Source organism: Rufibacter roseus (assembly GCF_001647285.1).
GTDB lineage: Bacteria > Bacteroidota > Bacteroidia > Cytophagales > Hymenobacteraceae > Nibribacter > Nibribacter roseus.
The window spans coordinates 232,185-247,413 of the sequence record NZ_LRML01000007.1 but is presented as its reverse complement, the minus strand read 5'-3'; the positions used below and the strand labels follow the sequence as shown (position 1 = coordinate 247,413).

Annotated in this window: 9 protein-coding genes; 2 read left to right on the top strand and 7 right to left on the bottom strand. The window is 48.0% G+C overall.

Annotated features, from left to right (window positions below; translation table 11 throughout):
* Positions 1-193: 193 nt before the first annotated feature.
* From A8O23_RS12840 to A8O23_RS12820, 5 genes are all read right to left on the bottom strand, one after another.
* A complete protein-coding gene (locus A8O23_RS12840) occupies positions 194-3,058 on the bottom strand; it encodes a TonB-dependent receptor (protein WP_082883034.1) in 2,865 nt (954 codons plus the stop codon).
* Between the two features lie 310 nt (positions 3,059-3,368).
* A complete protein-coding gene (locus tag A8O23_RS12835) occupies positions 3,369-4,442 on the bottom strand; it encodes a zinc-binding metallopeptidase family protein (protein WP_066621809.1) in 1,074 nt (357 codons plus the stop codon).
* Between the two features lie 88 nt (positions 4,443-4,530).
* Complete coding sequence (locus A8O23_RS12830; RefSeq protein ID WP_066621807.1) at positions 4,531-5,400, bottom strand: transglutaminase-like domain-containing protein; 870 nt, start codon at positions 5,398-5,400, stop codon at positions 4,531-4,533.
* A 22-nt stretch (positions 5,401-5,422) separates the two neighbouring features.
* Complete coding sequence (locus A8O23_RS12825; protein ID WP_074988373.1) at positions 5,423-6,376, bottom strand: alpha-E domain-containing protein; 954 nt, start codon at positions 6,374-6,376, stop codon at positions 5,423-5,425.
* Positions 6,377-6,686: 310 nt separating this feature from the next.
* A complete protein-coding gene (locus A8O23_RS12820; protein ID WP_066621802.1) occupies positions 6,687-8,288 on the bottom strand; it encodes a circularly permuted type 2 ATP-grasp protein in 1,602 nt (533 codons plus the stop codon).
* 627 nt (positions 8,289-8,915) lie between these two features.
* On the opposite strand from A8O23_RS12820, the gene A8O23_RS12810 reads away from it, so the two are divergent.
* Complete coding sequence (locus tag A8O23_RS12810; protein ID WP_161486736.1) at positions 8,916-9,932, top strand: SGNH/GDSL hydrolase family protein; 1,017 nt, start codon at positions 8,916-8,918, stop codon at positions 9,930-9,932.
* Positions 9,933-10,047: 115 nt separating this feature from the next.
* On the opposite strand, the gene A8O23_RS12805 is transcribed toward A8O23_RS12810, so the two are convergent.
* The gene (locus tag A8O23_RS12805; RefSeq protein ID WP_066621798.1) at positions 10,048-11,532 is read right to left on the bottom strand and encodes a glycosyl hydrolase family 8; all 1,485 of its coding nucleotides are present in this window, start codon (positions 11,530-11,532) and stop codon (positions 10,048-10,050) included.
* Between the two features lie 350 nt (positions 11,533-11,882).
* Positions 11,883-12,812 (bottom strand): hypothetical protein, encoded by a 930-nt coding sequence (locus A8O23_RS12800; RefSeq protein ID WP_066621796.1) that lies wholly within the window; start codon positions 12,810-12,812, stop codon positions 11,883-11,885.
* Between the two features lie 400 nt (positions 12,813-13,212).
* Between A8O23_RS12800 and A8O23_RS12795 the strand changes: the two genes are divergently transcribed.
* Positions 13,213-14,859 carry a L,D-transpeptidase family protein gene (locus A8O23_RS12795; protein WP_161486735.1) on the top strand — a complete coding sequence of 549 codons (1,647 nt, stop codon included), beginning with the start codon at positions 13,213-13,215 and terminating at the stop codon, positions 14,857-14,859.
* Positions 14,860-15,229: the final 370 nt, after the last annotated feature.

The following is a 15,229-nucleotide window of genomic DNA, read 5'->3' as shown; positions in this document are numbered from 1 at the left end:
TGGTGGTAAGGTAGAAAATTGGACTGAGATTTTGAAAAGGGATTGAGTAGTTAATTTTAAGTATTCTTCTTGGAACAGAGCATCCTTCTGCGTTTTGGGGCTACTTTCCTGAAAACAGCTCCAAAACGCACACCTCTCCGCTGGCGCGAGCTTGCAGCTCGTGTCCTTTCTCAGAACTTAACGCAACTCCAGATTAGTACCGTCCGCCACCTTGCCTTGCAGGGCGTTGGTTGTCTCTGGTTCCTCGGTCTTCACGGTCACCAGGGGCTCTTTGGGAGCGGCCTCTTTCTCCGGGGGCAGCACCCGTAAAAGATCTGATGTTGTAGGAGAAGGTAAACATGAAAAAGCGCTGCAGCACCGTAGACTGCACGTCTTGTATATAAGCATCTGCAATTACCCGCTGCACGCTCACGTTTTGGCCTAACAGGTCATTTACACTCAGGCTAATTTCGCCCTTCTGGCTTTTGAACACCCTTTTGCTTATGCTCATGTTTAGCAACGTAATGTGGGGGTTAATGTCACCAGAAAGACCCGCATTGTACTGGTGGCTTACTTCAGTGCGGTAAATCACGCCTTTCCAGAATTTGAGGCTGGCCCGTAGGCTGGAGTTTTGTATAAAGTAATTGTTGTTTTGCTGGGCGCGTAACGTGAGGGTGCTGTTGACCACATTGTAACTGGAATGGGTAGAGGCGTTAAAATCTATGTTTTCACTGATGTTGCTGCTCAAAGATGCGCCTAGACCATAATTGGTGGAGGTAGAGAAGAAGGCTTCTCCATTGAACAGACCAGGAGTTTTGTTAAAGCCCATTGAACCATTCACGCTGAAGTTAGACTTAAGGAAACTTACTGGCTGGCCAAAGCTCATAAAGGCGCGGGTGCTCCAACTACCGTCTAGGTTTACAGGTCTTATGAGCTGCGCCCCCTGGCTAATCTCCAAGCCCCTAAGTAGTGGTTCGCTTTCAAGGTTCACTTCAGTGGTGCTGTTGGTGATGTAGTCATCTGTTTTTGTGGCGTTCACAAAAAAGGTGAACACACGTTTGGTGTCTAAGTTGAAAGACCTATACCGTAAATTCGCCGAATTGCTGAATTCCTGTACCAGTCCTGTGTTTCCTACCCTGAACCGGAGCGGGTTGTTGTTGTCTACCACTTCCTGCAACTGAGAAACCGATGGGGCGTCTACGTTGGTACGGTAATCCAGCTGCACGTTTTTGGTCTTGGAGAACTTGTATTCCAGCTGCGCAGAAGGCAGTAAGTTATGGAAGGTGCGGTCTAACTGGTAATCTGTTGGGAATTCCTGCTGGTTCTGCAGGTTGGCCACCTGATACTGCCCCTCTACCTGCACCCGTACTTTTTCAGTGTTGTACAGGTAGCTGGCTTTTCCGTTCTGCCTCAGGTAGTCACTCACGAAGGAATTGCTCAGGCGGGTGTTCAAATTGGTATAGTCATTTTCTTCCCAATCATACGCCAGTCGCTCAGAATCCTGGTTTCGGTTGCTGACACTGTACTCCGCCTGAACGCGGGCGAATTCTCCTACTTTTTCGGCCACCGCTACATTTCCGCGCCAGGTAAAGCCACTCTGCGAAGCGGTGATAAGCTGGTTCAGGTATTTGCTTTTCTCTGGCCTCTGAAAGTCTACCACATCATTTATCTGGTAATTTTCACCGTCATTAAGGGTTTTGTTCAGGTTGAGCCCCAGCGTGATGGTGCGGCCGGGCTTGTTAAACCTATGACTGAAGTTGATGTCATTGCTCAGGTTGTAGGTAAGATTTTCAGCGGTAGAAGAATTGTTTCTGGAGGTCAGAATTGCCTGATCATATACCTCATTCTCTGGATTCTGGTCATAGACCGAAAGCCCCATAGAGCTGGAGTAGGTGTCGTTGTTCTGCAAAGACAGCCGGGGAGTGATTAAGAGCCTGTTCCGGTCATTGGGTTTGTAGTCAAACCTGAAGTTGACGGAGTGGTTTTCGGTGCGGTTAGTGTTGTAACTGTCGGTGGTGTTTTGCTGGTCGTAAAACGTTGACTTAAAGTAATCCTGAAACACCAGGCGGTTGTTCTCGTTATGGTTGTTGCTGTAGTTGTAGTGGCCACTTACTTCAATTTTTTCTCCCCAGTTGTCATTGTAATTCAGCCCAAGGGTATTGATGGTTGAAATGCCTGCTCCTCCGCTTCCACCTCCGCCGCTCCTGCGGCGACCACGCATGCCGCCGCCTGGTGCTTCACCCACAGAGAAGTCTTGCATGTTGATGTTGTTGGCCAGACCATTTACCGTAAGCCGCCGTCCGTCATCAAAGAAATTGACGCTTGCGCCTGCCATGTATTTCGTGTCAGGGCCTACTCCCGCGGCCACTTTCCCAAACTGGCCTTTCCGCCGGTTTTTCTTCGTAACAATGTTGATGGTTTTGGCTCGGTTGCCGTCATCAAAACCACTGAATTCTGCCTGATCACTTTTCTTGTCAAAGATTTCAATGTTTTCAATCACTTCGGCTGGCAAATTACGAAGTGCCGTATTGGCGTCTTCCCCAAAAAAGCGCTTGCCGTCTACCAATACCTGCCTTACGTCTTCGCCCTGCGCCTGTATTTTTCCGTCTGTCACTGTAACGCCCGGCAGCTTGGTCACCAGGTCCTCGGCGCTGGCGTCATCTGACACCTTGAAGGCGGCCGCATTGAACACGGTGGTGTCTCCCTTCTGCGTACCCGGCGGAATTTGGCCTACCACCTCAATTTCTTTCAGCAAAGTAGAGCTTTCTACCAAAGTTAAAGTGCCCAGGTGAACCGCCACCTGTTGTACCTGCACTGCCTTACTCAGGGGCTGGTGGCCCAGATAATTGATCAGCAGGGCATAACTCCCCGGCTGTACCCCCTGAAAAATAAACTTTCCGTCTTTGTCAGTACCCACTGCCGTTCTTGTTGAATCTGGCAGCATGATGAGCTGCACCGTGGCGCCTGGCAGCGTTTCTTTGTGGTAGGCACTGCTTACCGTACCTGTTACCGAAACGCCCTGAGCATGGGCAGACAAAGCACTAAAGAAAATGAGAAGGAAAAGTAGGCAAGATTTCATATCAGGAGGCTGAATTCTCCCTTTGGACTGATAAACAGGAGTATAGTTTATTTACGATATGAAAAAATCATCTTTTTTTTTCTGCAGCGCGTCATGATCCTGCTCATGCGGCAACCTATGAGTGTCTGGTTTTTACAGAAGAGTAAGAAAGAAAAGGTGAAAATCTTAGCCGGTGTTGTAGCGGCAGGTAGACATCTTGTGCAAAGAAGTTGCCAGCCCATTGCCCTTCCGACTATAAGGGGTATGTGCAGTCTGACGGTTTGCCTTTGTTTTGGGGCTATTTTCCAGAAATTAAGCCTAAAACAGGGAGTTATTTTTTTCTGTTTCTGGCAATTAAGACATGTATGTAGGTGAGCTTTTCCACAACAGGTTTAGAAAATGTTTCAGGGAGAAGGTCGGGCAGGCCAAGTGCACGGTTTACCTCATTTACTTTGAGACTTAGATCTTCATACCGTAGCAGCATGTCCTCTAGTTGGGCGGTTTCAAGGTCTTTGTTAGGCAGCTTCAGAAGGTCCGAGTTATCGGCGGTGTCCAGTACGGCAAGCATATCAAGATACGTGCCCCAGGTTTCGGCAAAGTCTTCCCAGGGATGCATGGTGGCGTAGGCGCTGATGTAGCCCTTCGCCCAATTAGCCTTCGGCCCGTTTTGGTAGTATTGGTTCATGGCGTCTGCATAAGACGGATTCTCATGATCGCCGAAAATGGCTTTGAAATTTTCTTCGTCTTTGTTCTGGATGAGCAGCTGCCAGTAGTAATGTCCTATTTCATGCCGGAAGTGGCCAATGAGGGTGCGATGGTCTTCTCCAAACGACACCCGCAGTTTCTCCCGCTCCACTGGGTCGGCTTCCCGGAGGTTGATGGTGATTTTGCCATCGGCGTGGCCAGTGTATACTTTCTCTTCCTGGCCAATGCCCATCCAACCCATGATAGGAGAGGGCTGGGCGTCTTCTTTGAAATCAAAGGACAGGGGCAATTCAAAGTTTTCCTGATCTGATCCGTAGGGTAAGCCCACGCGGTCCAGGAGGTACAGCAAACGGCGTTTGGCCACTTCCAGCTGGTACCATTTGGTTATGTTGCCATCTACTGACAGATCTGGAATGGTCTTGGTAAGCTGGCAGTAGTTGCACAGGCATTGGCCGTTCTGCTGCGGCTGCGCCTGAGCTGGTACAAAACGGTTGCAGACGTTGTAGGTGCTGTAGTTATAGCACTTTATTACCTGCGCCTTACAGTCTGAATTGGTACAGGTGTAGCCGCCTTTTCCATTGGGCTCCATGGCATGAATGCCTTTGCACACTGGGCACCAACCTACTTCGCGGTTGCAACAAACACACTGTGAATTCTCGAAAAACAACTTATTGCCACAGGCACAGTGGAAGGTCTGCATAATTTTAATTCTTAAAGTACTCTGAATGGGTAAACGGAGGCTACCGGCGGAGGTTGATTGTTTCTCAACTCAGGCGGGTGCGGTAGCCTTATTGATTGTGATACGGCTCAGGCAGGGGAGTGATTTTTACCCCATAGTCGGTGGTGTGTCCGCCGTTGGTTCGGAGCATGCCTTTAATGGGGCTGCAGTCATTGTAGTCTGTACCATGGGCGGCTTTTATATAGTGCACATCGGCGAGCAGGTTATTGGTGGGGTCAAAGCCCTGCCACCCAAAGCCCGGAATGTATGCTTCGGCCCAGGCATGCATGACGGCTGTTCCCGTTAAGTTGAGCCCCTGGTTCAGGTAACCTGACACGTACCGGCACGGGATTTTGTTTAACCGCGCTATCCCAATGAATAGGTGCGTAAAATCCTGGCATACGCCACGGCCAATCTCTAGTACTTCGTTCGCCGTAGTGCACACATGGGTAGGCTCCGGGTCAAACTCCAATAGCTGGTACAGGTGGTTGTTCAGCTGCTGCAGGTACTCATAAACCGTTTGGTTTTCTCCTCTAAACAGTAGCTTGGGGTAGTGCTTTGGGTTTAGTTGGGTGTAGCGGCCCGTGCCCAGAAACAGGTGGTAATCCAGGAAAAAGTTATGGTCATGTAACAGGGCTTGCTCCTGGGCTACGGTCATGTTGCTGCCATACGGAAACAAGGCGAAACTTTTCTCTACCACGGCTTTCATGCAAAATTCAAAGTGGGTGAAGGACTGGCTGGCACGTAAGCAGGTTACATCAAAACCAAATGGGTTTGAGTGATGGAAAACTTCGGCCTCAAGTGAGTTAGAGAAACTGTACGTGCGTAGCCGTTGGGTTTGGTCCTGACAGGGCAGCACCAGAAAAGAGAAAAAGGCCTCTTTTACGGTAGCTTCATATGTGTTCTGGGTTTGATACACCACCTCATATACTGTCCTCATACGCTTAAAGCCGTGCCGGGTATTAGTTTGACTTTAGGTATTTCAGATCTAATTTCTGGGCCAACTCATAAATGTTGTCCAGCGTTTTCTTCAGGAAAGATTCAGTTCTTTCTTCCACTTCCTCTATGGTCAGGTACTGGAACCGGCACGCCAGTTTTCCCGCAATAAACTCTATAGATTCTTTTCTTGTTTCTTCCTGTTGAAATGCAATGCCCTGTATGCATTCGCGTACACGTTCCATACTGTAGGCCACTGATTTAGGGAACTGGGTGTCAAACAGCAAAAAGTCAAGCACGTGTTTGCGGGTAGGGCTGGTGCGGTGGCAACGCATGTACATGTCAAAGCCCTCGGTACTTTCCAGAGTGGTGGTCCACTGGTAATTTTCCAGGGCGCTTTCTTTCTTCATTTCCCCCAGCCGTTCAATATCGTTCATTTTGGTTTGCAAAATCCGGATGACCTGTATAGCCCGCTCCAGGTGAACGCCCAGCGAAATAAGCATCCAGACATCATTGTGGAGCAGCGTGTTTTCTATGTAGCCTTTGGTAATGTAGCTGTTCTCTTCAATTCGGCGGGCAAAGAACTCAATCTCCTGCGCCGGAAGCTCCCCGCTGAGCGAGCCGTTCACTTTGTGGTAAAACCGGTTAATGGCCTCCCACAGCTCAATGGAAATATTGTCGCGGGCGCCACGGGCGTTTTCTCTTATGCGGCCAATGTAGCTCAGCAACGAGAACGGGTTGTCTTCAGAAACCGAAATAAAGTTGATGACTTTGTTGTCTTCCACCTGCTGGTGTGCGTTCTGGTAATCTTCTTTGCTGCCCGTCATGTCCAGTATTGATTCCAGCACAAATTCCCTGCTCTGGCCTAGCGGCGCATCAACTGATGATACATATTGAACTCTGGTGTAACGGGCAAAATGCTCTGCTCTTTCAATGTAGCGCCCCATCCAAAACAGGCTGTTTCCAATTCTTGAAAGCATATTTTAAGTAGTTCTGAGTCTTGAGTTCTGAGTCCTGTGTTTTCAGGACTCTTGTTTTTGTTTTTTTAATAGTGGTCTTTCTGGCATTAATATATCACCTGAAAAGTTCCTTGTCCGTTCTGCATTTGCTGTCTATAGCTCTGCGCTTTTTTTGTGCTGTTCTGAATTGGTAAATCCGAAAGAGCGGCGAGAGAGGCAGAGATCAATCCTATTCCTAAACTTGCAGAAGATTTGTTCTTTCACTATTCAAAGCTTTCCTGTTTTTGGCTTGTTTTCTTAAAAGGAGGCCGAAAACGCGGTTGGAAAGAAGTTACTCTGTTTTCATGGAGCCCATGGTCATTCCATCGGGTCCCATAGACATGGTTTTACCGTTCATAGACATAGCCTGCTTGCCTTCTTGCTGGTTCTGCGACATATTCATGGCGGAACCTTCTTCCATCATAACCCAAGTGTCTTTGGAGCCGCCGCCTTGCGAAGAATTCACGATAAGGCTATCTTTTTTGAGCGCCACCCTTGAAAGACCACCCTTTAGCACAAACTGCCGGTCTTTGCCCAGTAAAGTAAAGGTTCTCAGGTCTACATGCCGGGGTTCAAACTGGTCAGCGCCCTCAATAAACGTGGCATGCACCGAAAGATCCATGATAGGCTGTGCTATGTATTTGCGGCGGTTTTGGGTGACTAGTTGTTTAAACTCATTTATTTGCTCCTTGGAGGCTTTGCTCCCAATTAAGATGCCGTAGCCGCCACTTTCATCTACCGGCTTTACCACCAACTTCTCCATGTTCTCTAGTACATACTGCAGGTCATCGTCTTTTTCGCAACGGTAGGTGTGTACGTTGTTTAGAATAGGCTCCTGCTGAAGGTAATATCTGATGATGTCTGGCACGTAAGAATACACCGCTTTGTCATCAGCGAAGCCAGTGCCAGGGGCGTTCAAAAGATTGACGTTGCCTTTCTTGTAAGCCGCCATAATACCAGGTACCCCCAGCATAGAATCTGGCCGGAATGTCATAGGGTCCAGAAACTCATCGTCTAAACGACGGTACACTACATCTACCCGCTTCGGGCCATTGATGGTCTTCATGTACACAAAGTTCTTCTCCACGTACAGGTCGCGGCCTTCTACCAATGGAACCCCCATGGTCAGCGCCAGAAATGCATGTTCAAAATACGCTGAGTTATATACCCCCGGAGTTAATACCACGCACGTAGGGGCGTCTATGCCATTAGGTGCTACTGATTGCATGGTGGCCAGCAGTTCCTGCGGGTATTCATGCACGGTGTTTACATTAAACTGACGGAACATCTGGAAGAGCGTGCGTTTCATGGCTACCCGGTTAGACAGCACGTAGCTGATTCCGGAAGGGCAGCGCAGGTTATCTTCCAACACATAGTAGTTGCCATCACTATGCTTGATAAGATCAGTGCCCGAAATATGGTTATAGATGCCGCCGATAGGTTTCATACCCAGCATGGCCTTGAGATAGCTCTTAGAAGAAAAGATAAGCTCAGACGGAACCACCTTGTCGCGCAGGATATGCTGATCTCCATAAATGTCTTCTATGAACAGGTTCATAGCCTGGCACCGCTGGATAACCCCTTCTTCTAACCTGGCCCATTCGGCCGCCGGAATAATGCGCGGGAACAGGTCAAACGGGAAAATGCGTTCTACTCCCTTGGCCTCGTCTGAGTACACCGAGAAGGTGATTCCCTGGTTGAAAAATGACATTTTAGCGTGTTCGTTCAGCTCCTTGAATTCATCTTTGGAAAATTCTAAAAAGCGACGGTACACTGCTTCATAATACGGGTGGACTTCGCCAGATTTCTGGAAAACCTCATCTATAAAATGCGGCGGAGTGTGATAGTCTTTGAAAATGTCACTTATATGGTTCTGACGCACAACTGCATCCATAATGGTCAGGGTAAAATGTTAAGTTTTAAAGAGAAGCTCCTTTTTAGTTCTTTTAAAAAAATAGCTGGTGCTGTACTGGGTTTTCGCCTTTGTTATAACGAATACGCCGCAGATCTACCTGCTTTGGTAGGTTTTTTCTGGGGGAGTACGCGTATTTCTTGATGGATTTAAGAAAAGGCAGCATAGTCACGTTCGCAGTTTCTTCAGTTGTTGCCTCTGTAAGTTGGCTTCTTCTAAGACACTATGCCTTACGGAAAAGGAGGTGTAAAAGGTGGGCGAATAACTTTTTTTACTTAAAAATCAGTATTAACCATGGCAAGCTCAGTAATTGCCGCATCAACGAAATTTGCATTTGGCAACAAAAACAATTGAGTGTAGCTATGTTTTGGGCCTACTTTTCTAAAAACAAGCTAAAAACACTGTTGGGCTGAAGTGTAAACAAGCAGTAACGTTTGATTTGACTTTTAACCTGCTACAGTTTTAAACAAAGCGATTAACTTGCAGGTGGTGTAAGATTTTTACTTGATGATGTTGCCAATGAAACTGCTGCTCTTTTGTTTCGCCACCTTCTGTAGCTTTTTTTGCTTTAGTTGTTCTTCCTATAAAACGGGAGCTTCCATAAAACCGATGGAATTGACCGCTGCTGCCTTACAACCTATTGGGCGGTACCAGATCAACACAAACAGTAACCTGGAGCTTATTACTTCAGCCGCGCATGTGGGGTTTTCCTTTGAGGGAACTGAAGCAACAGTGGTAGCCGGGGCGGGATGGGAAGATGGTCATAGCTACCTGCAGTATGAGCTGGATGGAGTGTTTCAGAAGCGGGTGCGGATAAATGGCCTAACAGACACCTTGGCAATCAACGCACCTACGTCTGGGAAACACACCGTCTGGTTGTACAAAACCACTGAGGCGCACTCTGGACCACTAGTCATTCAAAAAGTAATAGCTCCCAAGGCTACAGCAGTTACCCGCTCTTCAGCGCCCCTGATCGAGTTTATTGGCAACAGTATAACCTGTGGCGCTGCCGCTGATCCGTCAGAAGTACCCTGTGGTACCGGTGAATACCACGACCAGCACAATGCCTACATGGCGTATGGCCCCAGAGTGGCGAGGGCTCTTAACACTAACTTTGTACTGAGTAGCGTGAGTGGCTATGGGGTGTACCGGAACTGGAATAACAACGGACCCTCCTTGCCCGATGTGTATGAAAAATTAGACTTTCAGCCTGCCACTACCCAACGCTGGGATTTTAGAAAGTTTACGCCTGAAATTATAAGCATTGCCCTTGGTACCAATGATTTCAGTGACGGCGATGGAAAGTCAGTGAGGCTGCCTTTTGACAGCGCCCGTTTTGTGAGCCGCTATGTGGAGTTTGTGAGGAACGTGAAGTCAAAGTATCCGCAGGCGCAGGTGGCACTACTGAGCAGCCCCATGCTGAACGGTGCTAAAAAGCAGAATCTGGAAAATTACCTTGCCACCGTAAAAGCCCAAATTGATCTGGCTTTTCCTTCTGACAAACCTGTTGCACTGCACTTTTTTAAGCCCATGCAAGCCACAGGCTGTACTGGTCACCCCAGTGTTTCCGAGCACGGCATAATGGCCAATGAGCTGATGCCGTTTTTCAAAAAGCTGCTGGAATAACCTTCTAACCTGCATTAGTCCGTTAACATGGAATATTTTGGTTAACCATTAAAACAACAAAAAGGCCTGCCGTATGAAACGGCAGGCCTTTTTGTTCATTGTTTATATATGTCTCTTATACAGCTGGCTCGTAGAATAAACCGGTAAGTGTGAATAGGTACAGCACGCGGGTGTTCAGGTTAAACCAGTAATTGTCTCTGAGCTTGGCTAGTTCAGTGCCGAATCTGTCTACCCGTTCCTGGCTGTGGGCCATTGCAGCTACCGTAAAGCCGCCTAAGAAGGCGCTGTTGTTGCCATTGGTGCCGCGGGGGGTACCGTTTAATTCGTACCCGTCTTTGATGTTGGCAGGCCCTACTCCGTTCGCGAAATTAGATACTTTCTTTGCCCAGGCTTCAGCCTTGGTGTTTCCGTTCCAGAGGTAATCTAAGGTAATTCTCCAGGGAGCGCGGCAAGCATCATAACCAAAATGACCTGCTCTTCCGCCAGGACCAGGGGTGCCGCTGGCAGTCTGCCAATCTGGTACCAGTCCGGTGGTAGGGTGTGCGCCCGCGTTAAGTAGATCATACGTGTCATCGGCTAGCTGAGACCATTTGCTGTTACCGGTAACCTCCGCGAATACTCTAAAGAAAGCAGGGGTGTGGTACATGAGGTCGGTCATATTACAGCCACCCCAGGCAACGTTGCTGTAGCCGGGTGCCAGTACGTAAATGCTTTTCCCGTTTACGGTGCAACTCACAATCAATTTATCACTGATGATTTTCAAGATATCTTTGGCGGCGTTCAGGTAGGTAGATCCCCATTTATTGCTGGCTACAATCAGCGCGAAGGCTACGTCAATGTCTCCGTCGGTAGCACTGCCGGGGTCTAATATGCCCGAGCAAGTCACAGACCAAGCCATCATGTTAGCAGCCTGAGGAGTGCGTTTGTTGTTATAAAACCGGTGAAGCCCGTCAAAGGTGGTTTTGTCTTGGGCGTAGGCAGCCAGCAGCATGCCAAACCCAATGGCTTCAACTTTGGTCTCAGCCGCCGGGTCAGCAATGACACGGAGACCATCACCGCAGGCCACCACCTGGGTGGTTTTCCAGCGGTTGTACTCGCTCATGGCTAATTCTGTGGTAATGGTGGCGGGTTTATACCCAAGCATTTCACCTGGTTCTGGGTTCGAGCCGCCGTTGTTGGTTTTAGGTTGAATGGGTAAGTCCTTTTTTACCGTTTCTCCTTTTTTATACTCAACAGCCACTGAACCTATTACTTCATTTGAGCCGTCTAGCACGGTGGTGTACAAGGTGCCCGAGGTAGAAAGATTTGGCACCGTCTGAATATTGAAAAGAGCTACTCCGTTCGCGTCTGAAGTAACTTTGCGTAATGCGTTACTAGGTACGCGGCCGGAGCTTTGGGTAGATGGATCTTTGAATAGAAGCACTTCAATGCCAGCGGCTTTCTCACCGGACGTAGCATTTTTAACAGTCACCTCAATTTGAGTGGCAGTGGGTTCCGTGCTTTGCCCCCCGTCATCTTTTCCGCAGCTAACTAAACTACCCAGTGTTACCAGGCAGCACAAGGTGTACACCATTGTCTGCAACTTGTTATAATACTTCATGTACTTGTAAGCTTATACTTTTAATAAAATAGAAAAAGACACGCCACTATTTCAGGAAAATATCAAACCACCACGGGTATGGTAATGGTTCATTGTCATAAAGTTAGTAATAAAAGTGTTGAATTAACAATTAAAATAGAATGAAAATTTTCAGAGGGGACAAAGAATGGATTTTCCCGCTTCTGTTTTAAGGCAGATTTTTAAAAAACAAGGCTAAAACGAGAATGGCAGAAATTTTAAATTCCCTTGCTATAGTTGTCTTAAAGTACATCAAAAAAAATCTCCTGACCTAAGAAGTGAAGTTCTATAGTCAGGAGATTCCTATACTCAACTAAAATGAGGTATTGATGTTAATGGCCACCTAATTCGCTCACGCCACGGTCAGTGTTTTGCGAGGAGTTGCCGTAGCTGCTTCGGCCGTTACCGTAGCTGCTGCCACCCATTGGGCTTGTTCCGCTAAAGTTGCCGGAGTAGCTGCCGTACGAGCTGTCGCCCCAGGTGCCGCCTCTGTGTCCGCCGGTGTAGCCATGGCCGCCGCCGTAATTTTTACCTCCGTACGAGCTGCCCATGCCGGTGCCTTCGTTCTCGGCAAAGTTACCGCGACCATAATCTGGAACGCCCCGGTGTGAGTGGAAGCCACCATCACCTAAGCCTCCGCCGTATTGGCTGCTGCGGTAGCCGTCACGGTCGCCGGAGAGGTAGTTCTGCTCATTTTGCTGGGTGCCGTAACGGTGCGGACTGTTCAAGGTGTTAAACCGGTCTGAGGTGCCGTCAAAGCTGGAGATGCCGTAACCCTGACGAATGTTGCCCAGAAGGTCCTCGTCCTGGCCGCCTCTGGTTAAGGTAGGGTCATGCCGGAAGTTGTCCTGGTACTGGTTTCCAAACTGATCACGGTCGCGCGAGTAGTTATTGGTATAGCGTTGATCATGGTTTGAGTCGCTGCCCCAGTTTTGCCTGTTTGGGTTCTGGTTGCTGAAGCGCTCGTTGTGCTGTTGGTCTTGGTAGGAGGAGCGGTTGAAATTCTGTTCATTCCTATGCTGGTCCTGGTTATTTCTGGGGTACTGGTGCAGGTGATTGTAGTCTCGGCTCATGTCACGGCCATGCCAGTCATTATATTGTTGGTGATCGCCCCGAATATAGTCGCGCTCAGGCCATGCCTGGTGCCGAAAGTCCTGCGTTCTTACCTCAAATCTGTTGCCGGTATTGCTGGTGTGGTAACTGTTTCCATCATTTGTATAAAAGTCACCGTAGTTCTGGTTTTCTCTATCTCGTCTCTGCATCGGATGTTTACGTTAAGTGAACAATAGATTTCTCCATTATTAACGAGTGCCAGTGGAAGGGGTTTAAACTTCTAATGCTCTGTTTCTCTTCAGTCTTTAGTATCAATCAAAGAATAATCTTTACAAACTGCTATTGCACAGCGGGCTGTTTTCGGCCTGCTTTTAATCAAAAAGGCCGAAAATGATTGCCAGAAGGCAGGAATTCAAAGAAGAACAAACCTTTTGGCCTTGATTTTGTATTATATAGAGACCGGCTCTCTTGTGCATTTCACATAATCGCCCTTCTCGTCAGCTTCAGCAAGGGCAAGAGCCAATTGATTTAATAGTTTCCTTTGATAGTAATATGAGAGATTCCACTGCCCTTTATATCCGCTTACCAAATCTGTTTTTGTGTTTTTTTTTGATATGTCTATTTCTGATCAACGCACCTGTTTCTGCACAATCAGAAAAAACCACTGGTGCTACCTCACACCTTTCCGCAGATACTTTACGAGCCGACAGTGCCTTTGTGCACCAATACGTCCAGCAGCAAGAGGAGTACCGGCAGCACTTGCCACTGGTAGAAAAGTTTTACCAAAGCCGCCGTTACCAGCTGGCCTGGTTCAGAAACGGCAAACTTGTATCTCACGCCGATAAACTGATTGAAGCCATTGAGCATGCCCGCAAAGAAGGCCTGAACCCGAAAGACTATCGCGTAAAAAATATAAGGGAAGCTTACAGGGCTTTTGAGTCAATGAGCCAGGTAGACCCGCGGAAAGAGAAAACGCAGCAGGAACTTGATGTAGCCCTGACTGCCTCTTATTTTAACTATGCCTCTGATTTTTACAAAGGTACCGTAGACCCGCACAGCACTTCGGCAATTGAGTGGGAGATAAGAAAAAACAAAATAAAGCTAGACAAAGCATTAACCGAGATTCTGGCGCAGAAGGATTCCACACATCCTTTCTATGAGTTCGAAGCCCTGCACCAGGGGTACCAGAAACTTAGAGAGGCCTTGGTGCGCTACCGGCAAATAAAAGAGCAGGGCGGGTGGTCTGAAGTGAAAGGACAAGATATTGTAAAGCCTAACGACACGGCACAGGTGGTAGTGGAGGTCAGAAAGCGGTTGCTGCCACAGCAAACCGTGCAGGAACAGGACACCGCTTTTTGGGTGTATGACCTTCAGGTGGAAACGGCCGTGAAGGATTTTCAGAAACGCCACGGCTTAACGGTAGACGGAATTCTTGGACCACAGACTTATGGTGCTTTAAACGTAAGTGTAGACGAACGCATTGACCAGATTCTCCTGAACATGGAACGCTGGCGCTGGCTCCCGAAAGACCTGGACGCCGACAACAGCCAGAACCGATACGTAATGGTAAACATACCGGGGTTTAGAGTATCAGTATATGAAGATGGAAAAGAGGCATTGCGTATGAAAGCGGTGGTAGGTAAAACCATGCACGCCACCCCAATTTTCAGCCACCAAATTCAGTACCTCATGTTCTCTCCGTACTGGAACGTGCCTAACAGCATTGTGGAGGAAGAGATTGCCCCCAAACTGCAGCGCAACCGCAACTGGCTATCAAGCCAGAACATGGAAATGGTGAACACATTTGGACCCAACGCCCGCCGTATACCGGTTAGCCGTGTGAACTGGTACACCATGACCCGCCACAATTTCAAATACCGCATCAGGCAGCGACCTGGACCAAACAATGCCCTAGGCCGGGTGAAATTCATGTTTCCGAACGAATATGCTGTTTACCTGCACGACACCCCCGCTGACCATCTTTTCAGTGAGGCAGGGCGTGATTTTAGCCACGGTTGCGTGCGTGTTGAACGTCCCGCTGAATTGGCTACCTACCTGCTACAAGAGAAGCCCGGCTGGAACCGTAACCGAGTGGAAAATGCCATGAACGCTTCTACCCAACAGCGGGTAGACTTGCCAGAAAACGTGCCGGTGTATTTAGTGTACTTTACCGCCTGGGTAGAAGATGACGGTACTGTCCATTTCAGAGACGATATTTATGGCCATGATAAAGCCTTGGCGCAGCGGTATTTCTAAAGATGAAGATGTGAAAAAAATGAGAAGAGGAGCTGTAGTTTAGATCTTACTGAACTGCAGTTCCTCTTCTCATATTGGAGTTTCTGTAAATTAACTACTGTCACTGGCGCAGTTGAGAAGTTGTGACAGTGCCAGAAATTTTTGTTTTAGGGCTGTTTTCTGAAAAGTAGCGTCAAAACGCTGGCAGGTGCTGATCCTTACGCAGAACCACAGTTGTATTCTTATATTTATTTCCGGTATTTACACCCTTCATTTCTAAACTGAAACCTGAAACACATGAACAAGTGGTTTGCTTATGGTATAGCAGTTATGTTTTCTGCTGTGTCTTGTCAGTCATCAAAGGAAGCTGGTAAAATTTCAAAAAGAGAGG

Excerpts from the sequence above, each read along its gene's own strand:
- A8O23_RS12840 (WP_082883034.1), bottom strand. The coding sequence starts at position 3,058 with ATGAAATCTTGCCTACTTTTCCTTCTCATTTTCTTTAGTGCTTTGTCT.
- A8O23_RS12835 (WP_066621809.1), bottom strand. The coding sequence starts at position 4,442 with ATGCAGACCTTCCACTGTGCCTGTGGCAATAAGTTGTTTTTCGAGAAT.
- A8O23_RS12830 (WP_066621807.1), bottom strand. The coding sequence starts at position 5,400 with ATGAGGACAGTATATGAGGTGGTGTATCAAACCCAGAACACATATGAA.
- A8O23_RS12825 (WP_074988373.1), bottom strand. The coding sequence starts at position 6,376 with ATGCTTTCAAGAATTGGAAACAGCCTGTTTTGGATGGGGCGCTACATT.
- A8O23_RS12820 (WP_066621802.1), bottom strand. The coding sequence starts at position 8,288 with ATGGATGCAGTTGTGCGTCAGAACCATATAAGTGACATTTTCAAAGAC.
- A8O23_RS12810 (WP_161486736.1), top strand. The coding sequence starts at position 8,916 with ATGGAATTGACCGCTGCTGCCTTACAACCTATTGGGCGGTACCAGATC.
- A8O23_RS12805 (WP_066621798.1), bottom strand. The coding sequence starts at position 11,532 with ATGAAGTATTATAACAAGTTGCAGACAATGGTGTACACCTTGTGCTGC.
- A8O23_RS12800 (WP_066621796.1), bottom strand. The coding sequence starts at position 12,812 with ATGCAGAGACGAGATAGAGAAAACCAGAACTACGGTGACTTTTATACA.